At 58.8% G+C, this 23,568-nt stretch carries 23 protein-coding genes; 14 read left to right on the top strand and 9 right to left on the bottom strand.

The window, feature by feature from the left end; genetic code table 11:
- The first annotated feature begins 43 nt into the window (after positions 1-43).
- Positions 44-256, top strand: coding sequence for a DUF3820 family protein (locus GQR90_RS07855; protein WP_158773614.1), 213 nt, complete (start codon positions 44-46; stop codon positions 254-256).
- A gap of 56 nt (positions 257-312) precedes the next feature.
- Here GQR90_RS07855 and GQR90_RS07850 read toward each other — a convergent pair whose 3' ends face one another.
- The 4 genes from GQR90_RS07850 to GQR90_RS07835 all read right to left on the bottom strand — a co-directional run bounded on the left by GQR90_RS07850 (position 313) and on the right by GQR90_RS07835 (position 5,147).
- Positions 313-1,383, bottom strand: a complete 1,071-nt coding sequence (locus GQR90_RS07850; RefSeq protein ID WP_158773613.1) for an NAD-dependent epimerase/dehydratase family protein — start codon at positions 1,381-1,383, stop codon at positions 313-315.
- A gap of 122 nt (positions 1,384-1,505) precedes the next feature.
- Positions 1,506-1,895, bottom strand: a complete 390-nt coding sequence (locus GQR90_RS07845) for a hypothetical protein (RefSeq protein ID WP_158773612.1) — start codon at positions 1,893-1,895, stop codon at positions 1,506-1,508.
- Positions 1,896-1,977: 82 nt separating this feature from the next.
- The gene (locus tag GQR90_RS07840; protein WP_158773611.1) at positions 1,978-3,609 is read right to left on the bottom strand and encodes a BCCT family transporter; all 1,632 of its coding nucleotides are present in this window, start codon (positions 3,607-3,609) and stop codon (positions 1,978-1,980) included.
- A gap of 281 nt (positions 3,610-3,890) precedes the next feature.
- A complete protein-coding gene (locus GQR90_RS07835; protein WP_158773610.1) occupies positions 3,891-5,147 on the bottom strand; it encodes a M24 family metallopeptidase in 1,257 nt (418 codons plus the stop codon).
- 201 nt (positions 5,148-5,348) lie between these two features.
- Between GQR90_RS07835 and GQR90_RS07830 the strand changes: the two genes are divergently transcribed.
- A complete protein-coding gene (locus GQR90_RS07830) occupies positions 5,349-6,263 on the top strand; it encodes a LysR substrate-binding domain-containing protein (protein ID WP_158773609.1) in 915 nt (304 codons plus the stop codon).
- A gap of 63 nt (positions 6,264-6,326) precedes the next feature.
- Here GQR90_RS07830 and GQR90_RS07825 read toward each other — a convergent pair whose 3' ends face one another.
- Complete coding sequence (locus tag GQR90_RS07825; protein ID WP_158773608.1) at positions 6,327-6,698, bottom strand: hypothetical protein; 372 nt, start codon at positions 6,696-6,698, stop codon at positions 6,327-6,329.
- A gap of 103 nt (positions 6,699-6,801) precedes the next feature.
- Between GQR90_RS07825 and GQR90_RS07820 the strand changes: the two genes are divergently transcribed.
- The 5 genes from GQR90_RS07820 to GQR90_RS07800 all read left to right on the top strand — a co-directional run bounded on the left by GQR90_RS07820 (position 6,802) and on the right by GQR90_RS07800 (position 10,884).
- Positions 6,802-7,722: a LysR family transcriptional regulator gene (locus tag GQR90_RS07820; protein ID WP_158773607.1), complete on the top strand. Its 921-nt coding sequence runs from the start codon at positions 6,802-6,804 to the stop codon at positions 7,720-7,722.
- Positions 7,723-7,942: 220 nt separating this feature from the next.
- A complete protein-coding gene (locus tag GQR90_RS07815) occupies positions 7,943-8,332 on the top strand; it encodes an ArsR/SmtB family transcription factor (RefSeq protein ID WP_158773606.1) in 390 nt (129 codons plus the stop codon).
- Positions 8,325-8,744 (top strand): arsenate reductase (glutaredoxin), encoded by a 420-nt coding sequence (gene arsC / locus GQR90_RS07810; RefSeq protein WP_158773605.1) that lies wholly within the window; start codon positions 8,325-8,327, stop codon positions 8,742-8,744. Before GQR90_RS07815 ends, arsC begins: the two co-directional genes overlap by 8 nt.
- Before the next feature lie 51 nt (positions 8,745-8,795).
- On the top strand, positions 8,796-9,530 hold the full coding sequence (gene arsH / locus GQR90_RS07805; protein WP_158773604.1) for an arsenical resistance protein ArsH: 735 nt from the start codon (positions 8,796-8,798) through the stop codon (positions 9,528-9,530).
- A gap of 40 nt (positions 9,531-9,570) precedes the next feature.
- On the top strand, positions 9,571-10,884 hold the full coding sequence (locus GQR90_RS07800) for an arsenic transporter (RefSeq protein ID WP_158773603.1): 1,314 nt from the start codon (positions 9,571-9,573) through the stop codon (positions 10,882-10,884).
- A gap of 133 nt (positions 10,885-11,017) precedes the next feature.
- On the opposite strand, the gene GQR90_RS07795 is transcribed toward GQR90_RS07800, so the two are convergent.
- Positions 11,018-11,944: a LysR substrate-binding domain-containing protein gene (locus GQR90_RS07795; RefSeq protein WP_088743312.1), complete on the bottom strand. Its 927-nt coding sequence runs from the start codon at positions 11,942-11,944 to the stop codon at positions 11,018-11,020.
- A 183-nt stretch (positions 11,945-12,127) separates the two neighbouring features.
- On the opposite strand from GQR90_RS07795, the gene putP reads away from it, so the two are divergent.
- Both putP and GQR90_RS07785 read left to right on the top strand, forming a co-directional pair.
- Positions 12,128-13,612, top strand: coding sequence for a sodium/proline symporter PutP (gene putP, locus GQR90_RS07790; protein ID WP_158773602.1), 1,485 nt, complete (start codon positions 12,128-12,130; stop codon positions 13,610-13,612).
- 96 nt (positions 13,613-13,708) lie between these two features.
- Positions 13,709-14,578, top strand: coding sequence for an urea carboxylase-associated family protein (locus GQR90_RS07785; protein ID WP_158773601.1), 870 nt, complete (start codon positions 13,709-13,711; stop codon positions 14,576-14,578).
- A 240-nt stretch (positions 14,579-14,818) separates the two neighbouring features.
- On the opposite strand, the gene GQR90_RS07780 is transcribed toward GQR90_RS07785, so the two are convergent.
- Positions 14,819-15,583 carry an HD-GYP domain-containing protein gene (locus GQR90_RS07780; protein WP_158773600.1) on the bottom strand — a complete coding sequence of 255 codons (765 nt, stop codon included), beginning with the start codon at positions 15,581-15,583 and terminating at the stop codon, positions 14,819-14,821.
- A 321-nt stretch (positions 15,584-15,904) separates the two neighbouring features.
- A complete protein-coding gene (locus GQR90_RS07775) occupies positions 15,905-17,980 on the bottom strand; it encodes a TonB-dependent siderophore receptor (protein ID WP_158773599.1) in 2,076 nt (691 codons plus the stop codon).
- A gap of 410 nt (positions 17,981-18,390) precedes the next feature.
- Here GQR90_RS07775 and GQR90_RS07770 point away from each other — a divergent pair, with 410 nt between their 5' ends.
- On the top strand, positions 18,391-18,948 hold the full coding sequence (locus GQR90_RS07770) for a TetR/AcrR family transcriptional regulator (RefSeq protein WP_233266482.1): 558 nt from the start codon (positions 18,391-18,393) through the stop codon (positions 18,946-18,948).
- On the top strand, positions 18,945-20,009 hold the full coding sequence (locus tag GQR90_RS07765; protein WP_158773598.1) for an alcohol dehydrogenase family protein: 1,065 nt from the start codon (positions 18,945-18,947) through the stop codon (positions 20,007-20,009). The genes GQR90_RS07770 and GQR90_RS07765 overlap by 4 nt, the downstream gene beginning before the upstream one ends.
- A gap of 130 nt (positions 20,010-20,139) precedes the next feature.
- On the opposite strand, the gene yghU is transcribed toward GQR90_RS07765, so the two are convergent.
- Positions 20,140-21,003 (bottom strand): glutathione-dependent disulfide-bond oxidoreductase, encoded by an 864-nt coding sequence (yghU, locus tag GQR90_RS07760; protein WP_158773597.1) that lies wholly within the window; start codon positions 21,001-21,003, stop codon positions 20,140-20,142.
- 430 nt (positions 21,004-21,433) lie between these two features.
- On the opposite strand from yghU, the gene GQR90_RS07755 reads away from it, so the two are divergent.
- From GQR90_RS07755 to GQR90_RS07745, 3 genes are all read left to right on the top strand, one after another.
- Complete coding sequence (locus tag GQR90_RS07755) at positions 21,434-22,006, top strand: manganese efflux pump MntP (protein ID WP_158773596.1); 573 nt, start codon at positions 21,434-21,436, stop codon at positions 22,004-22,006.
- Between the two features lie 123 nt (positions 22,007-22,129).
- A complete protein-coding gene (locus tag GQR90_RS07750) occupies positions 22,130-22,669 on the top strand; it encodes a redoxin domain-containing protein (RefSeq protein ID WP_158773595.1) in 540 nt (179 codons plus the stop codon).
- Positions 22,670-22,901: 232 nt separating this feature from the next.
- A complete protein-coding gene (locus GQR90_RS07745) occupies positions 22,902-23,417 on the top strand; it encodes a DUF3455 domain-containing protein (RefSeq protein WP_158773594.1) in 516 nt (171 codons plus the stop codon).
- The last annotated feature ends 151 nt before the right edge of the window (positions 23,418-23,568 follow it).

Here is a 23,568-nt window from a genome sequence, read left to right as displayed (position 1 = left end):
TAATGCCACGTCACCTTGACCCCCAGCCCATGAGACACAAGCCATGCGCCCCGAAGACCTGCAGAAACTGACTACCCAGAAGATGCCCTATGGCAAATATGCTGGACGCTATTACGCCGACCTGCCCGGCGACTATCTTGGCTGGTTTGCGCGCAAGGGCTTCCCGCAGGGCGAAGCTGGCCGTCTGCTGGCCTTGATGCACGAGATTGATCACAACGGCCTGAATGCGTTACTCGAGCCCTTGCGTCATCGCTAGACGGCGCCCCTCAATTGCGCCGATCTATAGAGAGCACGACAGATGACTGAGTCAGCTCACTTCGATAACCGTCCACTCGCGACCAGCTGATCGAACATGTCATTGAGCGTCTCGGCCAGCGGACGATATTCAAGCCCGAGGCATTCGCGGCTACGCGTGTTGTCAAAGCGGAAAGCATGCCCGATGTTGCGCGCGACGATCTTGCGCGTCAAAGCCTTGTCTGCCAGCGGGCCAGTCAGCCAGACCAGCCATTTTGGCAAGTGCCGTGTGGGGATGGGATAACTCGGACCCGCATGAGCCCGCAGCAGGCTCGCCAGCTCAATGAAGCTGCTGGAATGGCCTGCCACCAGATGGCGTCCCCTTGCTTTCGGCAAAAAGGCTGCCGCCAGATGCGCTTCAGCGACATCTCTCACGTCGACGATTCCCACGCCATAGTCAGGCACGCCAATCTTCAAGGTGCCATCACATAGCTGTGTGATGAGATTCATCGATTGTGATGTGGCGTGCTCGTCAATCGCGGGGCCCAGCACCAGTGCCGGATTGATGACCACCAATCGCCAGCGCGACTGTTGCTCAGCGATGTTCCAGGCCTCTCGCTCCGCCAGCGTCTTGGACAGCGAATAGGCTTGATGGCTGAGAGACGCCGTCTCGTTCCAGACATCCTCATCGAAGACGCCTTTTGGCGCGGTCTGTACATCGGCATTGTCGCTGTAGAGGGCTGCACAGCTACTGGTCAGCACGACCCGCTCGACACTCGCGTGACGATTGGCCTCTTGAAGCACATTGCGGGTGCCCTCCACGGCTGGTTGTACCAGCTCTCGCTCAGGGTCTTTCACGTTCAGCGTGAAAGGCGATGCAGTATGAAAGACCACACGGCACCCCACCATCGCCTCGGCATAACTGCCAGGAGACAGTAAATCACTGGCAAACAGCCGCAATGTACCAGGCAATCTTTCTGACAGGGCAATGAGTGCTGCCACGCGCGTCGTGTCATCCGGGTCACGCACGGCGGCATGCACGTCAAGCCCTTCTTCCAATAGACGACGGACCAGCTGGCCGGCTACATAGCCGGTCGCTCCCGTTACCAGTACCGGTGCTTCGCGATCATTGTCAGAGAGATAGGTCATGAGACTCCGTGAGGTAGCGGGTTGCCTGCCACCATATTCGCATCAACAAAAAGCCCCGGCGAGTGCCAGGGCTTGAAAGTGCCATCACATCGCCACTGATGGGTAGCGGCGGTCCCCCACTGTCAAGCCGATAGCTTGACGAACCAGGCCCATAGACCACCCAGAATCAGCGATTCAGCGGCAAAGCGGAACAGTTGACGCATATCAAGGCCATCCAGCATCAGCCCCATCAAGCGCGCCGTCATGATACCCGCGACGGAGACGACGGCGAGCGTGACCAGCACGGGCAACCAGCCCAGACCCAGCGGCGGATACATCAACAGATACCCAACCGCGATCAACCACCCCCAGCGAATGCGACGTGCAATCGCATCGCCGGTCTCCTTGGGCACGGTCAACGGCGTGTCATTCGGCCCTTTGAAGCGATTGACCAGCTCAGGCACCGCTGCCAGCAATACACCCGCCGCCAGCACGAAGCCACCCACTATCTGCAACACCATCATCATCGTCATCGCGCCATTTCCTTTGTCGTATAGCCAATGGCGCACATGCTACCAACACTGCCACGCAAATGCCTGATTTACGCCGCCAACATCAGTTTGGCGCAGCCTCATTCACCGCTCGCAGGTCGCTAGGCTCACGCAACAATGACATGAACGTGGCAATGCACATCAGAATCATCAGTAACGAGAATGGCAGAGAGGCAATGAGCATCGCTTTCTGTATGGCTGCCAGTCCACCCGCCAGAAGCAATGAGCCCACCACCAGGGTCAACAGAACACCCCAGATGATGCGATGACGGCTCTCGTTGGTTTCCTCGCCCCCGGCCATGATGGCGTTGAGTACCAGCACACCGGAGTCCGCACTGGTCACCAGATACGTGATGATCAGGATCAAGGTGCCGCCGACAATGACATTGATCAAGGCGCCGGTATCCAGGTAATCCAGCGTCACGAACAGCACGGTGGCGATGTTGTCACGTACGGTTGCCAGAATCGCGCCTTGCGCCAGCCCGCTAGTCTCCATGTGCAGACTGCTGCCGCCCATGAAGCAGATCCACACGAAGCACATGAGACTGGGAGCCACGACCGCGCCCAACACGAATTCACGGATCGTGCGGCCCCGTGAAATACGCGCAAGGAAGAGCCCCACGAATGGCGCAAAGGCAATGAACCAGGCACGTTGCAGAATGGTCCAGTCCACCTGCCACTGGCCTAGCGCACTCGTCACCGGCCAGGTCTGGAAGCTACGTTCCGGCAGGGTTCTCAGATAATCCCAAGTCGCAGAGACCAGCAGTTCACTGGCAAACAGACGGCTTCCAAACCAGATGAAGACAGCCAGCAGGGCAAAGGACAGCAGCATGTTGAACTGGCTGAGCCAGTTGACGCCTCGCTTCACTCCGGTCACGGCGGACAGTGTCGAAAGCCCCATTATCACGACGAGTGTCAGGATCAACGGCCAAGGGCGTGGAATACCGGCGGAGTCCAGAAGTTCAGTCCCCGGCATCACGAAATCCAGCCCTGCCACCAGCTGACTGACACCGGCGCCCATGGTGGTGGCCACACCCAGAGTGGTCGCGACCACGGCAATGATATCCACGGCGTGACCCAGGGGGCCATCCAGCAACCGCTTGCCGAAGATGGGCATCAAGGTACTGCGAATGGTCAACGGCAAGCCACGACGGTAGGCGAAATATCCCAGCGCCAGCGCCACCGAGGCATAGATTGCCCAGGCATGCAGTCCCCAGTGCAGGAAGGTATAGCTGACGGCACTTTCAATGGCCTGCTCGGACCCCGCCTGCACCTTGCCTGCCGCGATATCCGGATTGAAATTGAAGTGCGAGACAGGCTCCCCGATGGAGTAGAACAGCAATCCGATGCCCATCCCGGCGCCGAACATCATCGAAAACCAGGCAAAACGCGAAAATTCAGGCACTTCATCATCACGTCCGAGTCGCTTGCGCCCCAACGGCGACACACACAGCACCGTGCAGAACACCAGATAGAAGGCGACAGCATAGACGTAATAGAGGTTGAAGTGCTCAAGCATGGTCTGATTGATCGTGGTCAACAGCGCCACAGCCCGATCAGGGAGGGCCACGGCAAATACCACGAGAAGAGTGATGATCAGTTTGCTGATCAGCGTCACCGGAATGTTGAGTCCTCGGTATAACCCCGTTTTCTGGCAGGTGATATTGATGCTGCTTTCATGCAAATCGGACGACATGTCTTTACCTCACGTCAGTAGGCGCGCAGCCAGCCGTCCCTCACGCGCCATAAGCACTGGTACATGAAGGAAGCAGACGATGGCGGCACGATCATTTATTGGAATTATGGTGATCTGTGTCTCTACATCTGTGTCACTACGAAACGCGTCAGGAGATTGCGACCAGACAACTGCCCGACCGGAATATCCCGGGGTATAACAACAACGTCATTGCGGACTGCAGACTGCGGGCCAAGGGGGTGCCATGGCGCTGCTTGATCAGCAGCGCCATCCTGAAATCATCAGTTCAACAAGGCTTCCTCGAACGGGAACTTGCTCAGGATCTCGAGGCCGTCTTCACGCATCACGCACTGCTCCTCAAGCTTGACGCCTTCCCCGGCTTCGGGGTCGCCGATATAGCTCTCGACGCAGAGCACCATGCCCGGCTCGATCACACCGTCGTAGCCTGAGACGGCAAAGTCGGCATGGTGATACAGGTAGGGATATTCGCCGGTCATGCCACAGCCATGGGCAGAGAGGTAATAGCGGTTGGCATGGAAGCGCTCAGGGATGTTCCAGGCCTTCTCGGAATATTCACGGAAGCTCATGCCGGGACGCATGATGTCGAGATTGTGCTGTACCTGCTCATGGGCGGTGCGATACAGCAGCTTCTGAGTCTCGGTCGGCTTGTCAGGACCGACGTGGAAGGTGCGCGAGAAGTCGGAATAATAGCCGTGGCAGCCGACAACATCGGTATCCAGTGCCACCAGCTCGTTGGCGGCCAGTCGCTTGGATGCGGTTTCCTGGAACCAGGGATAGGTGCGCGGGCCTGAGTTTAGCAGGCGAGTCTCACAGTAGTCGCCGTTGTCAGCGATGATGGACTGATGCAGTACCGACCACAGCTCGTTCTCGGTAATGCCGGGACGGATTGCCTCACGCAGACGCCCCACGCCGCGCTCGGTAGCACGCAGCGAGGCCACGACACACTTGAGTTCTTCGTCAGACTTGATGGCACGCGCACGTTCAAGCGGTGCCTGTGCATCGACGACTCGCGCGCCCAGACGATCAAAGGCGATAGCGGTCCCGGCATTCATGCGCTCCATGCCGATCACCGCTTTCAGACCGCACAGCTCGGTAATGGTCGCCAGCATCTCGCGCGCCCATTGCTGTTCACGCTCTGCGATATCGTGGCCTGCCGCGACGAAACTGGCGGTCATTGCCGGGCGCACTTCGTCGATGGTTTCCAGGCCATCGGCGAGATGCTCACAGCCCGTGAATTCGAACAGCACACTGCGATGCTGGGTCAGCAGCAGGTAACGCGCCGGGGTATTACGAGCGCTGAAAACCTGCATGTTGCGTGCGCCACTGGCATAGCGGATGTTGACCGGGTCCGAGATGATCAAGGCATCAACGCCCTGGGTACTCATTTCTTCGCGCAGCCGATTCTGTCGATAACGACGCACGGCTACCAGGTCGATGCCTGCACTTTCGGGGGCGTTGTCCTGAAGCTCCAGCGGATGTAGATCACTACGGTCGGCATGCCAATCAAGTTCGTTCATGTTTGCTACCCAGTCAGGTCACGGAGTGTCATGCTGATAGCCCGTGATCATCTACGGGATACGAAGCATGTTACGATGACATCAGTGTGAACCTGATGAATCCTGCTGTGTATAGCGTCAATCCTGATCAACCTTGATAACCTGAAGTCATCAAGCACTGGCCTATCAGCCGACTTTACCCTCCTCGTCTCGGAGCCCTGCATGAAGAGCTTTCGTCATCGCCTGCCGCCTCTCAACAGCCTGCTGACCTTCGAGGCAGCCGCACGTCACGCCAACTTCACGCGCGCCGCCAGTGAATTGCATATCACCCAGGCTGCGGTCAGCCGGCAAATCGCCATCCTTGAGCGTCACATCGATACCGAGCTGTTTCATCGCCACGGCAGACGAGTCTCTCTGACCGCGGCAGGACAGCAGTTGAGCCAGCGCCTGGCGACCAGTTTCGACTTCATGATCGACGCGCTGGAGAGCGTCAGCCGCCCTTCTCCCAATGCCCGTCTGACACTGGCCGCCAACAGCGCCATCTCGCACCTTTGGCTGGGGCCGATGTTGAATCGACTTCGCGCCACCCAGCCGACGCTTGCCAGTGGCCTGCGCCTGATCACTGCAGATCATCATCGCGACATCCTCACCGAGGATGTCGATCTCGCCATCTGCTATGACATGGCGCCGCATCCGGACTGGCAATTGACCCCTCTGTTCACCGAGACGCTCTATCCGGTGGCGTCGCCCGACTTCATCGCCGAGCTGCCACAAGGTGCCCGCGACTGCCGGGAGCTACCTCTGCTGGCGGCTCTGCCACTGCTCGACTACGAGCGCCTCGAACCCAACTGGATCAACTGGCCACGCTGGTTCAGCGGCATGGGCAAGCCGGGGCTGGCGCTCAATGTGCAACGTCAATTCACCAGCTACCACCTGGTGTTGGATGCCGCATTGGCCGGGCAAGGCGTCGCGCTGGGCAGTCATCAGCAAGTCAGTGCATTGGTGGCACGGGGACAGCTGGTGCGGCTGGGGACGCTGGAGTATTCCTCCGGCTGTGATTACTGGCTTGCGGCGCGTCTCGAGAGCCAGAACCCTCGCCAGGCAGCATTGGCCAGCTGGCTGCATGAGCAGGTCTGAGTTGGCAGGTATGACATGAAAGGCGTGAGCCAGCAGCAAGAGACGGCGGGCGTCTTACTCGCATCAGTGCTCGGTAGCGCCCGACACTGCTGACATTGGCGCTTGGGCACTGGGCACTTCAGCGGCCGGTCTCTCTGAAACCAGGACACCTGACGATCGTGCTTCATGTCCGGTATCGTCGAGCTGAGCGACGGGCAAACCCGCCGGAGCCATCAACACACGCGTGACGAGCAGACGTACCAGTATGATGGCCACCAGTGCCAGTGGCAGGGCCAGCGGCAAACCTTCCGCCAGGTAGCGCAGCCAAGCATTCAATAATGAACCCTCGGCGGGTATGCTGCGGGAGAGTATCAACAACGGCATCCCCAACAGCATGATGGGCAACATCAACGCCATGGTGACGGGAAACTGATATCTGGCAGGTATCTTGCGCATGAATGCTTCTCTCCAGGGCGCATAGGGCTAGGGGTCATCCCATGACGATAGCAGCCTTCCCACGCGGTATTAATCACCAGAAGCGCAATACAAGCGTGCAAATATGAATGCGAAGAATCTCACCGATCTGCATTGGTTCTGTCAGGCCGTCCATCATGGTGGCTATGCCGCGGCGTCACGACATCACCAGACATCCGCTCCGACGCTGTCGCGTGCGGTAACGCGCCTGGAGCAGACGCTCGGGGAAAAGCTGATCCATCGCTCGGCCAAGCAATTCCAGCTGACCGCCAGCGGCGAAGAGTGCTACCAGCGCTTTGCACAGCTGCTGGAGCAGGTCGATCACGCATGGCTGGCCAAGATGAATACGCAACCGACATTGAGCGGTGCCATCCACGTCTCCTGCCCCGAGCCCTTCGCCGATCACTTCCTGCAAGCCACCGCCATCGAGTTCATGCGCCAGCATCCCGAGGTGACCATCCGCATCAGCTTCGGCTCGGACATCAGTCACTTCTTCGATGATCAGGTGGATTTGGCCGTAGTGTCCTCTCCTGCCACGGCGCCGCAATTGATCCAGCGGCGGTTGTTCGACTCCCATCTGATGTTGGCGGCCGCGCCCGAATATCTGGATCAGCAGGGCCGACCTGAGAGCATCCATGACCTGGCAGGGCATGACTTGCTCTCGGGCAATACCATGACGGCATGGGAGCTCACTCAGAACGGCGAGAACCTGTGTCTCGCCTTGTCACCTCGCTACAGCGTCAACAGCCTCCGGCTCTCGATCAAGGCAGCCTGCCAGGGCATGGGAATCTGTCTGGCCCCGCGCCTGACGCTTGCACCCTTTCTGGCACGCGGCGAGCTTGAAGCCCTGCTGCCGGATGTCGTCTGTCCAGCAGGCACTATCCATTTGGTATGGGCGGACCGACAACTGGTGCCAGCACGTGTCATGGCACTTCGCGACCTCATCGTGTCGCGCCTCGAGGACTCGGACAGCTTCCTCAGCGCCATCAGCCACGAGCTGCCCTGACGTTTTCACTAGCCGCTCCTGCTCCTGCTCACACCCAAGCTCACGCCCCGGATTGTTCCTTTTCCATCACTTCGGTCATGGATTTCTTGCATTCATTTTGCCTCTCGACAAAACGCCATGAGTGACAAGGACTTTCCTGTCAGCCATGGCTGTTCTACCATGGCACAATCTTCATTTCGAAAAGTCTCGACATATGGACAGAATAATGAGCACTCCAGACATGCCGTCCGATCCCCAGGCCACGCTCGAGACCTTTGCCGCTCTGTCTCAGGCAACGCGGCTCGAGGCCTTTCGCTTGCTGGTACGCCACGAACCGTCAGGCCTGCCCGCGGGAGATATTGCTCGAGTGCTAGAGGTACCGCACAACACCCTCTCGACGCATCTGGGTGTATTGAGCCGCGCCGGGCTGATCCACTCCCAGCGCAAGGGGCGCTCACTGATCTATCGCGCCAACCTGTCCCACATGCTGACCACCGTGCAATTTCTGCTGCGCGAATGTTGCGCGGGCTCGCCGGAAGTCTGTGATCCGTTACTGGCGTCGCTCACTACCCCCGATTGCACCTCCGCCTGTACATCCCAGGCATCTCAGGAGCCTCAAGACCATGACTGATAGCACCCGCATCACTCTCTATCACAACCCGGCCTGTGGCACGTCGCGCAATGTGCTGGCCATGCTCAAGGCCTCCGGTGAGACACCGGAGGTCATCGAGTATCTGGTCACGCCGCCGACGCGTGAAACGCTTGAGGCCTTGATCACCGCCATGGGGGGCGGCCCACGCCCGCTGCTGCGCCGCAAGGGCACGCCCTTTGATGAACTTGGGCTAGAAAACTCCGCTCTCAGCGACGCCGAGCTGATCGACGCCATGCTGGCACATCCGATCCTGATCAATCGCCCAGTCGTGGTGACCCCCACCGTTACCCGACTTTGCCGCCCATCTGAAGTCGTACTGGCGCTGCTGGACAATCCCGTCGCGGAGTACACCAAGGAAGACGGCGACGTCGTTCATGCCTCCAAGGCGTGAGCAATGAACGCACACATCCCTGAGCACATGCATTGGCAAGCGAGAGAAACGATGACAGATGAGATGACAGCGGCGCTGGCCGACCTGCCCAACATCGATGCCGAACACTGGCGCCCGCTGGAGATCGATCGCCTGGTCGGGCCGGAAGCCCCGCACCATGCACCGCGCATTCTGGTGCTTTACGGGTCACTGCGTGAGCACTCCTTCTCGCGCTTCTGCGCCGAGGAAGCCGCCCGTCTGCTGACGGCATTCGGTGCCGAGGTACGCCTTTACTCGCCCGCCGGACTGCCACTGCCGGATGACTGCGACGCCGATCACCCCAAGGTGCAGGAGCTGCGCGAACTGGCCCAGTGGTCAGAAGGCATGCTGTGGGTCAGCCCGGAGCGCCACGGCGCCATGACCTCGATCATGAAGGCGCAGATCGACTGGATTCCCCTGTCACTGGGCGGCGTGCGCCCCACGCAGGGCAAGACACTGGCGATCATGCAGGTCAGTGGCGGCAGCCAGAGCTTCAACAGCGTCAATCAGATGCGCATTCTGGGTCGCTGGATGCGCATGCTGACCATCCCCAATCAGTCCTCGGTGCCCAAGGCTTTCAATGAGTTCGATGAGACGGGCCGCATGCGCATGTCTCCTCTTTATCTTCGCATCGTCGATGTCTGCGAAGAGCTGATGAAGTTTACATGGCTCAACCGTGAACGCGCGCCCTACCTGACCGAGCGCTATTCGGAGCGGGTCGAGAGCGCCGAAGACGTCTCGAAACGCGTCAATCAATCCGCGATCTGATGCCCTCGAGTTCTTCCTCCACTCTCGACAAGGAAACGTCATGCTTGCCCTGACAATCTTCGCCATCACGCTGGCATTGGTGATCTGGCAGCCACGTGGGCTGGGGATCGGCACCAGCGCCCTGGGCGGCGCCGTGGTCGCGCTGGCCTGTGGCGTGGTCAATCTGCCGGATGTACTGGTGGTGTGGGATATCGTGTGGGACGCCACCTTCACCTTCGTGGCGCTGATCATCATCTCGCTGATCCTCGATGAGGCGGGCTTCTTCAGCTGGGCGGCACTGCATGTCGCGCGTTGGGGCGGCGGCAATGGACGCAAGCTGTTCCCACTGATCGTGCTACTGGGTGCGGTGATCGCAGCCTTCTTCGCCAATGATGGCGCGGCCCTGCTTCTCACGCCGATCGTGATCGCGATTCTGGTGCGTCTGGAGTTCAGCGCTGCCACATCGCTAGCCTTCATCATCGCCACCGGTTTCGTCGCCGATTCCACCAGTCTGCCACTGGTGATCTCGAATCTGGTCAACATCGTCAGCGCCAACTATTTCGATATCTCCTTCACGCATTACGCCGCCGTGATGGTGCCGGTCGATCTGATCGCGCTGGCCGCCACGCTGATCGTGCTGTGGCTGATGTTCCGCAAGGAGTTGCCCTCGCACTATACGCTTGAGAAGCTCGAGGCACCGTCGAGCGCCATCAAGGACCCCCAGGTGTTCCGCGCGGCCTTCCCGCTGCTGGGCGTGCTGTTGATCGCCTACTTCGTCACTGCCCCGCTGGGCGTACCATTGTGCGTCGTCACGGGCAGCGCTGCCTTGATACTGCTGGCCATTGCCGGGCGCTGGCTGGGCTCGGGCGACGCAGTCATAGCCCTCGGACCAGTACTGCGCGGGGCACCGTGGCAGATCGTGCTGTTCTCGGTGGGCATGTATCTGGTGGTCTACGGGCTGGGCAATGCCGGCCTGACCGACCACGCCAGCGACATTCTTGCCTGGCTTGCGAGTCAAGGCAGCCTGATCGCCACTCTCGGCACCGGTGTACTGGCGGCTATCACCGCCTCGGTGATGAACAATATGCCTGCCACGCTGATCGGCGCACTCGCCATTGATCACCTGAGTGCACAGCAGGTCAGTGACACGACGCGGGAGCTGATGGTCTACGCCAACGTGATCGGCAATGATCTGGGCCCCAAGTTCACCCCGATCGGCAGTCTTGCCACGCTGCTGTGGCTGCATGTGCTCGATCAGAAAGGCCACCACATCAGCTGGGGGCAGTACATGAAGGTCGGCCTGATACTGACACCGCCGGTGCTGCTGGCGGCGCTACTGGGATTATGGGGCTGGCTGGGGATACTCAACGGCTGACGGTCTCGCCAGTTCGCGTCGCAGATCACGACACAGGTTACGACCTGATGCCTTGCTGAATAAAAGCCCTGCCGAGTCTCTCGGTGGGGCTTTTTCGTCTCTTTCGACGATGGCTCAAGTGCGATGTCAGTGGCTAGCGGCTGAGGGTGATGACGCCTCTATCCACCTCCTCGCCCTCGGCCGCGATCTGCTCACGCATCCAGTCACAGAACTGCTGCACGTGCTGAGCTGGCTGCGCGTGATGGAACAGCCAATAGGCGCGCTGTTGATTGGCGGCCATGTCGAACAGGCACTCAAGGGTGCCGTCTTCCAGCTCCTTGCGAATCAGGCGTGGCGGGCAGAGAGCAACGCCTTGGCCCGCAACCACCGCGGCACTCAGCAGACTGAAGTCCTGATAGAGATCGCCCTTGTCGAGCTGAGAGGGATACAGGCTGCAGTTGTTGAACCAGTCATGCCACGGCTGACGCGATTGATCATGGATCAGCTCGAGCTTGAGCAGGTCTGCCGGCTGGGTCGGGCGGCGGTGATATTCCAGGTACAGCGGGCTGGCCACCGGTTGGGTGGCCCCGGAAAACAACCGGAATCCCTGCGCATCCTTGCCTGGCAGCTCGTCCTGCCAGGTGATCATCACATCAACCTCCGGCAGCAAGCCACGGGCACTGATACCCGCGTATTGCAGACTGACCGCGATATCGGGGCAGCATTCGCGAAAGCTGTTGAGCCTTGGAATCAACCAGCGCACCGCCACCGATGGCAGGCAGCTGACGCGCAACTGTCGACGCCGCTGCCCATGCGGTTGATGACCGTCGAATTCCGCGACTGACTGTTCGATCTTGGCAAAGCCGACCTGCAGGCCATCCGCCAGTCTGCGCCCGGCCTCTGACAACATCACGCCGCGCCCGACACGCTCTAGCAGACTGACGTCTAACGCGGCCTCCAGGCGGCGTATCTGATGGCTGACGGCCGACTGGGTGATATTCAGCGCATCGGCCGCGGCAGTAATGCTGCCCAGTCGTGAGACGACCTCGAAGGTATTCAATGAAGACAGGCTGGGCCGCATGATGTCGTCCTTTCAATACATGATATGAAATCATCTATCGGATCATTATTTATCAGTTTTTAGAAATTCTACTCATGGGTAAGGTAGATGTCACTGGCGTCGGCCGTACAGTCTCTCTGCTGGCATGACCGACGACCGTCAACAAGAACAAGACGCTCCTGCGTCATCATGAGGCCATATTGGATGAACCTACCTGTCCTGCTGTCATTCGGACTCTATCTGCTGCTGATGCTGGGCATCGGCATCTACTTCTATCGCATCACCCACAACCTGTCGGATTACATCCTCGGTGGCCGCGGCTTGCCGCCCAGCGTCGCGGCCTTGAGTGCCGGCGCGTCAGATCTCAGTGGTTGGGCGTTGATGGGCCTGCCGGGCGCCATCTTCAGTGGCGGCCTCTCGCAGGCCTGGATCGCAGTCTGGACACTGGTTGGCGTCTATCTGAACTGGACATTGGTTGCCGAGCGACTCCGTGTCTTCACTGAGGCGGCGGGCAATGCGCTGACCGTTCCGGATTATCTGGAAGCACGCTTCGAGGACCGCTCTCGTGTACTGCGCACCCTGTCATCCGTCGTCATGCTGGTGTTCTTCACCTTCTACGTCTCAGCCGGACTGGTCGGTGGCGCGGTACTGTTCGAGGGCATCTTCGAGATCGATTATCGCGTCGCGCTGTGGTTGGGTGCCCTGGTCATCGTCGGATATACCTTCCTCGGCGGTTTTCTCGCCGCCTCGTGGACCGACCTCATTCAGGGCCTGATGATGGCAGCCTCACTTTGTGCCGTGGCAGCCATGACGGCAGTGGCGCTGTTCAGTGATCCCGCTGCGGCGCCAGCCGGGACGATGGATGTCGCCCCGATCGGCGGCATGCTGGAAGACGTGACTTTGCTGGGCATGCTGTCACTGGCAGGCTGGGCGATTGGCTACTGTGGCCAACCCCATGTCGTGGTGCGCTTCATGGCCGTTCGCAAGCGCGAGGACATAAGGGTAGCTCGTCGGATTGCCCTGCTGTGGTCCGCCGTGACGATGGCGGCGGCCGTGTCGGTCGGCGTATTGGGCTACTACTGGTTCGGCGGCGAGCTGGGCGATGGGCTCAAGGACAGTGAGCGTGTCTTCATCACCCTCAGCCAGATCATGCTCAACCCGTGGGTGGCAGGCTTCATTCTCGCCGGCGTGCTGGCGGCCATCATGAGCACCGTCGATTCCCAATTGCTGGTCTGCTCCAGTGCGATTGCCGAGGATATCTATCGTGGTCTGATCCGCCCCAAGGCCTCACAAAAAGAACTGGTGTGGCTGAGTCGTGCCAGCGTGATCGCCATCGCTCTGCTCGCCACCGTGATGGGTACCGACCGCGACAGCAGCATTCTCGACCTGGTGTCCTATGCCTGGGGCGGATTCGGCGCCGCCTTCGGCCCTGTCATCCTGCTGTCGCTGTTCTGGCGTGGCATGACGCGCAACGGGGCTATCGCTGGCCTGCTGGTGGGGGCACTCACCGTCGCGATCTGGAAGCCGCTGAGCGGTGGCCCACTGGAGATCTTCGACATGTTCGAGGTCGTGCCCGGCTTCCTGTTCGCCCTGATGGCGGTGATCATCGTCAGTCGCATGAGTACTCAGCCGACGGCCAGCGCCTGCTTTGATCGCCTGATGAAGCATTGGCACCGTGAGGAGGCATGAGCAAGTCCATGAGTGATACGCCCATCTCCCACGGTCTGCCAAGCGACCGCATGAATCACCATACTGCCCCTGTTTCATTTCACGAGGAGTCTTGCCATGAGTAATGTTTCTGCCGCCTATCAAGCGACCAAGGGCTCGATCCTGGATGTCGATCATGACTTCTACGACAGCCTCACCGAAGGCAAGGCCGAGCGCACACTGATCGCGACCCATACCGTGCCGCTGCGCAATGGTCTGGCGTGGGAAGTGCCGGCGGGCCACGTGCTGCGCATCAAGATCACCGAAGGCTCACAGGTCGGTGATTTCAACATGTGGAATCTGCACAATCCGCGCGAACGCATGTGGGCTTCCCGGACTCGCCAGCTGCAACGCGCGCATGTCAGCACCTATGACCGCCTGTGGTCGACGCTACCTTACCTGCGTCCCATGGCGACCATCATCGACGACACCCTGGCAGATTACGGCGTCGACGAGGACGGCGGCCGCGTGCATGACCTGCTGGGCACTCGCTGCGACCCTTACGTCAATCGTCTGCTGACCGGCGAGGATTTCGATCATCACTGCCACTCCAATCTGGTGCGAGCAGTCGCGCCTTGGGGCCTGACCGAATTTGATGTTCACGACGTGCTCAACATCTTCCAGTGCACCGGCCTCAACAATGACGACAAGTACTTCATGAAGGCCTGCCCGGCACGCAAGGGTGACTATCTGGAGTTCTTCGCCGAGACGGACCTGCTGTGCGCGATGTCCTGCTGCCCGGGTGGTGATCTGTCGGTGGATCTCTGGGGGCCGGATGCACGCGATCCGCTCGAGACCTGCAACCCGCTGGGTGTGGAGATCTACCGCCTGGAAGACAATGCGCTGGATGGTTGGGAATCACCCAAGGTGGCGCCATATGCTGGTAATCACGGCCGCCAGAACCCGACGACTGACTGGGCAGCCATCAAGCGCGAGCGCTGTAGCTGAGCCCTGCTAGTTGTCCCCTGCTAGTCGCCCCCAGCTAGTTGCCTCCAGCTCTATCGGAGCGATGAGGTATGAGCGTGAACTGAAATGAAGTGAGTGAAGCACGACGACAATACGACAAGGCCCCAACCTGAATATTCAGGTTGGGGCCTTGTCGTTTGATCACTGTACTGGAGGATTCAGGATGAGGTACTTGCCATTGCGGCACGCCCCATGGGCCCTGAATCTTCCATCAGTCTGGCGTCAGGAAGATGGGGTATCGAGGGTGATGTCCATCAATCGACCGTGCTCTTGCAGCAAGGACGTCCAGTAGGGTGCCAGTCTATTGATCAGTTTGGGATCAAACTGCTTGCCTGCCTGCGCCACGAACAACGCCACCAATTTATCCAGCGGCCAGCCGGGCTTGTAAGCGCGGGGAGACGCAAGCGCATCGAAGACATCCATCAGCCCCGCGATACGACAATGCAGCGGCAACAGCCGCGATGGCAACCCTACGGGATATCCCGAGCCATTCCAGCATTCATGATGAGATACCGCCAACGAGCATGCCAACGCCTTGAGTGGACCACGCAAGGATTGCAGCATTCTCCCCCCTTCAGCAGCATGCTTCTGCACCAGCGTACGTTCCTCCGCTTGCAATGAGCGCGGGGCCTGCAACAAATCACTTGGTACCGTCACCTTGCCGATATCATGCAGCAATGCAGCGCTGTAGAGATCATCCAGTGGCACCTTGCGCTGCCCCTCCGCCAACAAGCGCCTATACAGATAAACGCAAAGACCGGCGACCCGCCAAGAGTGCGCCAACGTATCGGGATCATGCCGATAGATGGCCATCACCAGGGTCAGCACCGCCGGTTCCAACGGCTTCAAGCCCGGTGGAGAAGACTTGATGTAATCAGGTAATCGATCATCAAACGAGTTCATCGGGGAACTGGACTGAACGGCAACTGCCCTTGCCGCGCCATCCCCTGATACAGGCATCAGAGACATGGACAATATGGGGTTCATTGAAGCTCCCTGCTTCATAGAATGCGGGCGTAAAAGCCCTTTATTGACACTACGACGACTGAACAGTTGATGATGGCCAACGCGGGGTCGTGCAGCGTTGGCACATAGGATGAGACGAGACGTAACCGCACATCACTCAATCAGCTAGCAGTAATGTACTAGTCTAGAGACATTCTTGATGCATTGTTAGACATCAGAAAAGCCATCTGCTCATGAACCGGCTATTCAATACCAAAGTACTAAATAACCGATTATCTATACCTCTCGTTATACCCCACTTTTTTCATCTCGCTTGCGACATGGCCTTCAAAAGAGATGGTATTACCAGCCGACACTGGCAGACAGTGTCACTTCCAGCGGGTCTCCCACCAATACACGCGTATCACCGCCACTACCGTAGTAATACGTCGTATCGAAGAGATTCTTCGCGTTCAGCTTGAACTCGGTGTCCGGGCCGAAGAAGTGGTGACGCCAGCCCACGAAGGCATCCGCGACAGTATAGGCATCCATCGAGAAGCTGTTGTCATCATCGCCTTCGCGCTCGCCGACATAGCGCACACCACCTCCGATACGCCAGGCACCGTAGGCCGGGTCGATGGCGAGATCATGCGCAAGATAGAGGCTCGCGGCATTGAGCGCCGCATTCGGCAGACGATTGCCTTCCGTTCCCTCGGTATCCTCGATCACTTCGGTATCGGTATAGGCATAGCTGAACAGCAAGGAGGTACGGTCTGTCAGTGCGCCGTCCAAGCTGAACTCAAGCCCTTCAGAGCCCGCTTCGCCGATGGTACGCGTCACGCCATTGTCGGTGACCGCCACGTTTTCCTTGCGAATGCGATAGAGCGCGACAGACGTCGCCAGGCGCGGATTCCATTGACGCTTGTAGCCAATCTCATAGCCCTTGCCGACCTCTGGATCAAGGCTTTCACCGCTATCGCTGTCGGTGCCGTTGGCCACGAACGATTCGCTATAACTGATATAGGTAGAGCTGGCATCATCAATGCGATACAGCAGGTTGACGGAAGGCAGGAAGAGGCTGTCGCTGTAATCAGGATCGGACACGAAGTCCTCGCCCTCACCACTTTGCTGTTCAAACCAGGTGTAGCGCCCGCCTAGTCCCAGAATCCACTTGTCATTCAGATGCCAACGATCACTGACATAGACCCCGAGTGCCTGTGTCTCATCAAGACGATTGCTGCGCGAGGTATTGATGTCATCGGAGGTTACCTGGGAGAGCTGACCATGGGTGACATCATTCACAGTCGAGACGGTGACGGAATCACCGAAATAACGCTCATCCAGGTAGTCGCGAGTGGTTTCATAATCTGCACCGATCACCACATCATGTCGCTGACCCGCAATCTCTACCTCCCCCGTGGCGTCCAGTGCCGTGTAATGCTCGCTGCGCTCATAGCCCTTGTTCTCTTCGGCACGTACCGTCACATCGCCGCTATCGCTGACATCGGTGACATTGGCTCGCGCATCACTATACTGGCGACGCGTCCAGCCATAGGTCAGCTTGAGATCCCAATTGTCGGTGATGTCCTGCTTCCACCAGGCATTGAGCGACTCATCGTGTCCATAGACGCGATTCCACGTCTCATCAAAGCGCGTACTACTCGACACATCGGCAGCGCTGCCGTTGTAGAAGATGGTGCCACGATCGATATCAATATCGTAATCCTGATATTCATAGCTGATCTGCGCACTGCTGTGTTCACCTTCCCAGCGCAGCGAAGGCGCAATGATGGTACGCCGATCATTGCCGTACTCACGCCAGGAGTCTTCATCTTCATGCGACAGGATCAAGCGATAGGCAAGCCCCGTATCCCCGATGGCCCCGGTGGTATCCAGACTGGTATTGCCACCGCCGAATGAACTCACCTCACCACTGAGCTCTGTATGCGTCTCGTACTGCGGGCGCTTGGTGACCATGTTGATCACGCCGCCCGGATTCTGCTGACCCTGGAAGAGCGATGATGGTCCCTTGAGGACCTCGACCCGGTCCACCGTCGCGGTGGAATAGGTGCGGCGCGGCTGGCGAATGCCATCAATCAACATCGAGCCATCACTGTTGCTGCCGAAGCCCCGCTTGACGAAGCCATCCTCGGTGCCCCCGAGCGTGTTGCCCAGTTGGATTCCGGCGACAGGTTGCAGCGCTTCTTCAAGGTCATCCAGATTGAAATCGTGGATGACCTGCTGCGTCACGACATTGATGGTGCGCGCCTGCTCGAGAAAATCGACCGACTGCTTGTTGGCAATACTGGAGGCCTCTGCCCGATAGCTGCCGGGTGCGACTTCCGTTTCACGCTCCCCCGTCACCACGATCACTGAGCTTGCGACACCTGAACTGTTCGTCGCGTCTTCTTCCGCCATTGCGGCCGTCGGCAGTGCCATGAGGCTGAAGATCAGGCAGGAAAAATGTCCCTTGTACGTGTTTGCTGCGCTATCCCGAGAATGACTTGGCACCTGAAAACCCTTTGATACGCGATGCGACAGCATCCTGCTGATTCGACATCTTTTCTCGCTTCATGAGCAAGAAGTGGCCATGGCTGACGCCCCCCGCGCCAGCGAATTAGTCGCGAATGCTAATTCTTATCAATAACAACCGCAACACAATGTGCGCATTCCTTCCCCAAAGTGCCATTGATGCCGTCACATTTACGGTTTACGCACCAGAGATACGCGCAGCATCCGTCACAAGACATGTCGGATAGGAAGCAGAGAATCGATTGCCGTGAGCCGCAGTTACTGGAAGGGCATTGACACAGGGAGAACGAACGCTCTACCCTTTGCAGGTAGAACGAATGCTCTCCCCCCTTGTTTTCGCCAATGGTCACGACATGCTCACGCACGATATCGCGGCACGGCTGGAAGCGCTGTTCAGCCAGCGCGGCTTTGCAGAACCCAGCGTCTCCGAGCTGAAAGCAGCAGCAGACGTCAGCTTGCGCACTCTGTATCGCCACTTTCCTTCCAAGGAAAGCATGGTGATCGGGGCACTCCAGCATCGGCACGAGCGTTATCTGGCCTTTCTGGAGGACGACGTGCCGGCACAAGGCGCAGGTGCGCTCTCTCACCTCTATCAACGTCTGGCGCATTGGATGCAACACGAGGCTCCCAATGGCTGCATGTCGGTCAACGCACTGGCCGCCTTTCCGGACAACACCGATGTTCGCGACACGGTTCTGCGCCACAAGCGGGAAATCCTCCAATGGCTGGGGGATCGAAGCGGCCAACCGACTCTCGCCACTGAGCTGTTTTTGATCCACGAAGGCGCATCCTCGGCCTGGCTGGTACTGGGCAGAGACGCCATCGATGCCGCACGCTCGGCGACCCTCACACTCCTGGGAGAATCAGGTACATGAACGAGTCAGCAACGAACGAGACCATGCGTGGCGTTTACCTGACGGGACATGGCGGTCCCGAGATGCTGGACGTACGCGATGACATCCCCCGCCCGGCCCCGGGCGATCGCGAGGTACTCATTCGCGTCGGCGCGGCAGGCGTCAACAATACTGACGTCAACATTCGTCTGGCCTGGTACTCCAAGGGCAATGCCGACGATGAAGATGCCAGCTGGTCTGGCAAGCCGATGGAGTTCCCCCGCATTCAAGGCGCTGACGTCTGCGGCGAGATCACCGCCGTGGGCCGCGACGTGGACCCGTCACGAGTAGGTGAGCGCGTGTTGATCGACCCTTGTCTGTTCGAGCATGACGGCGTCGCCCTCTCCCCGCCGTGGTACTTCGGCGCCGAATGCAGTGGTGGCTTTGCCGAGTACACGACAGTCGCCGCCAGCCAGGCACATTGCATCAACAGTCCCTTGAGCGATATTGAACTCGCCTCCTTCCCCTGCTCCTACTCGACGGCTGAAAACCTGCTTACCCGCGCCAGCCTTGCTCAGGGAGAAAGCGTTCTGATCACGGGCGCCTCTGGCGGCGTCGGCTCAGCGGCCGTCCAGCTTGCCAGGGCGCGCGGCGCGCATGTCATTGCCGTAACCAGCCAGGCCAAGGCGCAGACACTGCGTGAATTGGGGGCCGATCAGGTCGTGTTGAGAGACCAGCCACTGACGACGGCGTTGGCAGGCAACAGTGTGGATGTGGTCATTGATCTGGCCGGGGGCCCTCAATGGCCTCAGCTGCTTGAGCTGCTACGCCAAGGGGGCCGCTACGCCGTATCTGGCGCGATTGCAGGGCCAGTGGTGGAGCTTGACCTGCGCACGCTGTATCTCAAGGACTTGAGCTTCTTCGGTTGCACGGTACTGGCACCCGAAGTGTTTCCAAACCTGATCCGCCATATCGAGCAAGGCAATATCGTGCCACTGGTCGCTGAGACGTTCCCGCTTGAGGATATCGCCAAGGCTCAGGAAATGTTCCAACAGAAGAGTCATGTGGGGAAGATCGTCCTGAGCGTCAGCCAGACTGACTGAGCTCCCGCGACTGACCGAAGCGCCGACGTGGTCGACGATCATATACCGCGGATCTGGCACTTCAGACGTGACACATGAAAAGGGCTACCCGATGGGTAGCCCTTTTCATGCCACTGAGAGATGCTGGCGCTTATTGCGCGCGCTTGTCTTCGGTATTGGTCTCGAAGTCACTCGCCGAATGTCGCTCGATCAACTGCTCTTCAGGCTCACCCCAGAAACGATTGACCATGCGACCTCGCTTGACTGCAGGACGCTCGGCAATCGACTTCGCCCAGCGTTGCACGTGGGTGTAGTCCTGCACCGCCAGGAACTCGGCTGCGTCATAGAGCTTGCCTTCCACCAGAGAGCCATACCAGGCGTAGATGGCAATATCGGCGATGGTGTACTCATCTCCCGCGATATAGGCATTATCAGCCAACTGGCGATCAAGCACGTCGAGCTGACGCTTGGTCTCCATGGTGAAGCGATTGATCGGGTACTCAAGCTTCTCTGGTGCGTAGTTGTAGAAGTGACCGAAACCGCCGCCCAAATACGGCGCGGAGCCCATCTGCCAGAACAGCCAGTTCATCACCTCAACACGCTGTGCCGGATCCTTCGGCATCAGGGCACCGAACTTGTCCGCAAGGTGCAGCAGGATGGAGCCCGACTCGAACACTCTCAAAGGTGCGTCACCCGTGTTATCGACGAGGGCCGGGATCTTGGAGTTCGGATTGATCGCGACAAACCCGCTGCCGAACTGGTCACCATCGCCGATACGGATCGGCCAAGCATCGTATTCCGCACCCTTGTGACCCAGCGCCAGCAGCTCCTCGAACATGATGGTGGCTTTCACGCCGTTCGGTGTCGCCATGGAATACAGCTGGAAGGGATGCTCGCCAACCGGGAGCTCCTTGTCATGAGTCGGACCAGCAATCGGACGGTTGGTACTGGCAAACTTGCCGCCGCTCTCGTTTTCCCATGTCCATACCTTGGGTGGCTGATAACTATCGGACATTGATTGACTCCTTGGAACGGTAAATTCGCGCTAGTGACAACCAGTGGGGGCTTCTCGGTATGTACGACTCGTCGCTAACTGCTACCGACGGACGGACGCGTGAAAAAGCCGTCAGACCGCAAGACCTGTCTCGTTGTCGTGTGCCAACAGTTATGACGGCAAGCACTACGTATCACAAGGGGATGAAATGGCGAAAGTTTGTTGCTAAGATGCCACCAGTTTTTGGGGAGTAGCCCGCTCTTATCGCTCAGATGAGAGTCTCGGATGTCAACACAGTCGGCAGGCATTGCCGTGGCACCGAGGACCCACCACCAGATCACGCCCATGATCTGACAGGATACGGTTCGGCGAGACCAATGACAGAAGAGACGCTCCTGGCCGGTGGCGTCTTTCTGTTATTGACTCGTAACCGGCCTGGAACTCCTGACACATGCCCGTATTCTCTATCTTCCTGCTCTCCTTCTCCATGTCCTGCGATGCCTTCGCGGCCGCGCTGTGTAAGGGGGCTGCCATTCGGCGACCCACCTTGTCAGACGCGCTGCGTATCGGTCTTATCTTTGGTGTCATCGAAAGCATCACTCCCATGATCGGATGGCTGATTGGCCGATCCGTCGCCGCCTACGTGGAACAATGGGACCACTGGATCGCCTTTGGCTTGCTGCTGTTGCTCGGCCTGCACATGATTCATGAAGGGCTTTCCAAGGATGAGGAAGACGAGACGGATTGCAATGCTCAGCTCTCTCTCCCTCGCCTGGTGCTGACTGGCTTTTCCACCAGTATCGATGCCATGGCAGTCGGTGCCGGGCTTGCCTTCGCCGGAGTCAATATCATTACCACCGCGCTCTCGATCGGCGCGGCAACGTTCCTGATGGCGACTATCGGCGTCATGCTGGGTGGCGCACTCGGCAAGATGGTCGGTAAACGCGCCGAGATCATCGGCGGCATCGTGTTGATCGGCATCGGGACGACCATTCTGCTCGAGCACACTGGGTATCTGGGCTGAGCCCCCCTTGAAATGAGCGTCACCGCCTGCATCTATTGAGCAAGCGGTTCACGTCAGTCCGCGGATCAGGAACGTGGCAGAGCTACTCTCCACGACGCGCTTCATCATCAGGGAGTCAATGGCATGTATACCCGTAAACTACATCCCGGCAGCGATTTTCCCGCGCTTGACGTCACACGCAGCGACGGCGAGACACTGACACTGGGCAAGCCGCAAGGTGAGCATGATTGGCAGTTGGTCATCGTGTATCGCGGCAAGCATTGCCCGATCTGTACCAAGTTCCTCAACAAGCTGGAGAGCTATCGCGAACGCTTCAGCGCCCAAGGCGTTGATCTCGTCGCTGTTTCTGCTGACAGCCAGCAGCAGTTGAGTGAACACATGGAATCACTGGATCTCAACTTCCCGCTCGCCAGCGGGCTGAGCCTGGAACAGATGCAGACGCTGGGATTGTTCATTTCGGAGCCACGCAGCGAGAAAGAGACCGATCACGACTTCCCGGAACCGGCCTTCTTCATCGTCAATGCCGAGGGCAAGGTGCAGATAGAGGAAGTGGCCAATGCGCCCTTCGTGCGCCCTGATCTGGACACGCTTGTCGGCGGAATAGAATTCGTCCGCAAACCGGACAACCACTACCCGATCCGGGGTACCAAGCAGTACGAATGAGCGCTGGATCTGACAACGTTCGCTAGACTTCAAACGCCCCGTCGCACCTTGTGTGACGGGGCGTTTTCATTGGAAAAACGTCAGCCATCCCTCGTTTCACCAACAAAATATGAAAAAAGTTTTTCATTCTCGACATCCAGACATTCAGCGTTGGCGTTAACAATCATGCAACGGGACAACGACATATCTGCAACTGATCGCTTTATCCTTTTCTGTCTATGGAGTCGACACAATGAAAACAACTGTCTGCATGACTGGCCTACTGGCCGCCCTCGCGCTGAGCCCGATGGCACTGGCAATGGACGTACCGAAAAGTGTCGCGGTACCGGAAGGTAACAAGGTCGCCATGGAAACCGTTGGCGTCGGTGAGATCAAGTGGGCCTGTGAAACCAAGGACGATGGCACCATGGGTTGGGTCTTCAAGGGTCCGGACGCAGCACTCAACGATGCCGATGGCGAACAGGTCGGCAAGTACTATGGCCCGCCCGCCACCTGGGAAGCCATGGATGGTTCCAAGATCACTGGCAAGCAGCTGGGTGTCGAGCCCAACGGCGATGGCAACATTCCGCTGCAGCTGGTGCAGGCCAATCCTGCTGAAGGCGAAGGCCACATGATGGGGGTGACCTACGTTCAGCGCCTCAACACCCAGGGTGGCGCAGCACCGGCCATGGCCTGTGATGAAGCGCACAAGGACAAGGTCGAAATCGTCACGTATCAGGCCGACTATCTCTTCTACAAGGCCATGTAAGACGACACGTCCTGCATTACCCGCTCATGCATCGCTATCTCCTGATGGCTTGAATCATCAGACATCACCGAGTCATGCATGAAAGCGAAAAGCCCGGCACACACCTGTGTGCCGGGCTTTTTCATTGATGGACAATCTTCAATGACAGCCC

Origin of the sequence: Cobetia sp. L2A1 (assembly GCF_009796845.1) — a bacterium.
In the GTDB taxonomy this organism is placed as follows: Bacteria; Pseudomonadota; Gammaproteobacteria; order Pseudomonadales; family Halomonadaceae; genus Cobetia.
Note: the sequence above shows the minus strand (reverse complement) of the source record. Positions and strands in the feature narration are given on the sequence as shown.

What these genes read in the sequence shown, in the direction of transcription:
- GQR90_RS07770 (WP_233266482.1), top strand. Translation starts at nt 18,391, where the DNA reads ATGCTCTCCCCCCTTGTTTTCGCCAATGGTCACGACATGCTCACGCAC.
- GQR90_RS07825 (WP_158773608.1), bottom strand. Translation starts at nt 6,698, where the DNA reads ATGCGCAAGATACCTGCCAGATATCAGTTTCCCGTCACCATGGCGTTG.
- GQR90_RS07845 (WP_158773612.1), bottom strand. Translation starts at nt 1,895, where the DNA reads ATGACGATGATGATGGTGTTGCAGATAGTGGGTGGCTTCGTGCTGGCG.
- GQR90_RS07830 (WP_158773609.1), top strand. Translation starts at nt 5,349, where the DNA reads ATGAAGAGCTTTCGTCATCGCCTGCCGCCTCTCAACAGCCTGCTGACC.
- GQR90_RS07775 (WP_158773599.1), bottom strand. Translation starts at nt 17,980, where the DNA reads ATGGCACTGCCGACGGCCGCAATGGCGGAAGAAGACGCGACGAACAGT.
- GQR90_RS07800 (WP_158773603.1), top strand. Translation starts at nt 9,571, where the DNA reads ATGCTTGCCCTGACAATCTTCGCCATCACGCTGGCATTGGTGATCTGG.
- GQR90_RS07780 (WP_158773600.1), bottom strand. Translation starts at nt 15,583, where the DNA reads ATGAACCCCATATTGTCCATGTCTCTGATGCCTGTATCAGGGGATGGC.
- GQR90_RS07750 (WP_158773595.1), top strand. Translation starts at nt 22,130, where the DNA reads ATGTATACCCGTAAACTACATCCCGGCAGCGATTTTCCCGCGCTTGAC.
- putP (WP_158773602.1), top strand. Translation starts at nt 12,128, where the DNA reads ATGAACCTACCTGTCCTGCTGTCATTCGGACTCTATCTGCTGCTGATG.
- GQR90_RS07795 (WP_088743312.1), bottom strand. Translation starts at nt 11,944, where the DNA reads ATGCGGCCCAGCCTGTCTTCATTGAATACCTTCGAGGTCGTCTCACGA.
- GQR90_RS07765 (WP_158773598.1), top strand. Translation starts at nt 18,945, where the DNA reads ATGAACGAGTCAGCAACGAACGAGACCATGCGTGGCGTTTACCTGACG.
- GQR90_RS07755 (WP_158773596.1), top strand. Translation starts at nt 21,434, where the DNA reads ATGCCCGTATTCTCTATCTTCCTGCTCTCCTTCTCCATGTCCTGCGAT.
- GQR90_RS07815 (WP_158773606.1), top strand. Translation starts at nt 7,943, where the DNA reads ATGCCGTCCGATCCCCAGGCCACGCTCGAGACCTTTGCCGCTCTGTCT.
- GQR90_RS07820 (WP_158773607.1), top strand. Translation starts at nt 6,802, where the DNA reads ATGAATGCGAAGAATCTCACCGATCTGCATTGGTTCTGTCAGGCCGTC.
- GQR90_RS07785 (WP_158773601.1), top strand. Translation starts at nt 13,709, where the DNA reads ATGAGTAATGTTTCTGCCGCCTATCAAGCGACCAAGGGCTCGATCCTG.
- arsH (WP_158773604.1), top strand. Translation starts at nt 8,796, where the DNA reads ATGACAGATGAGATGACAGCGGCGCTGGCCGACCTGCCCAACATCGAT.
- GQR90_RS07745 (WP_158773594.1), top strand. Translation starts at nt 22,902, where the DNA reads ATGAAAACAACTGTCTGCATGACTGGCCTACTGGCCGCCCTCGCGCTG.
- GQR90_RS07850 (WP_158773613.1), bottom strand. Translation starts at nt 1,383, where the DNA reads ATGACCTATCTCTCTGACAATGATCGCGAAGCACCGGTACTGGTAACG.
- GQR90_RS07855 (WP_158773614.1), top strand. Translation starts at nt 44, where the DNA reads ATGCGCCCCGAAGACCTGCAGAAACTGACTACCCAGAAGATGCCCTAT.
- GQR90_RS07840 (WP_158773611.1), bottom strand. Translation starts at nt 3,609, where the DNA reads ATGTCGTCCGATTTGCATGAAAGCAGCATCAATATCACCTGCCAGAAA.
- arsC (WP_158773605.1), top strand. Translation starts at nt 8,325, where the DNA reads ATGACTGATAGCACCCGCATCACTCTCTATCACAACCCGGCCTGTGGC.
- GQR90_RS07835 (WP_158773610.1), bottom strand. Translation starts at nt 5,147, where the DNA reads ATGAACGAACTTGATTGGCATGCCGACCGTAGTGATCTACATCCGCTG.
- yghU (WP_158773597.1), bottom strand. Translation starts at nt 21,003, where the DNA reads ATGTCCGATAGTTATCAGCCACCCAAGGTATGGACATGGGAAAACGAG.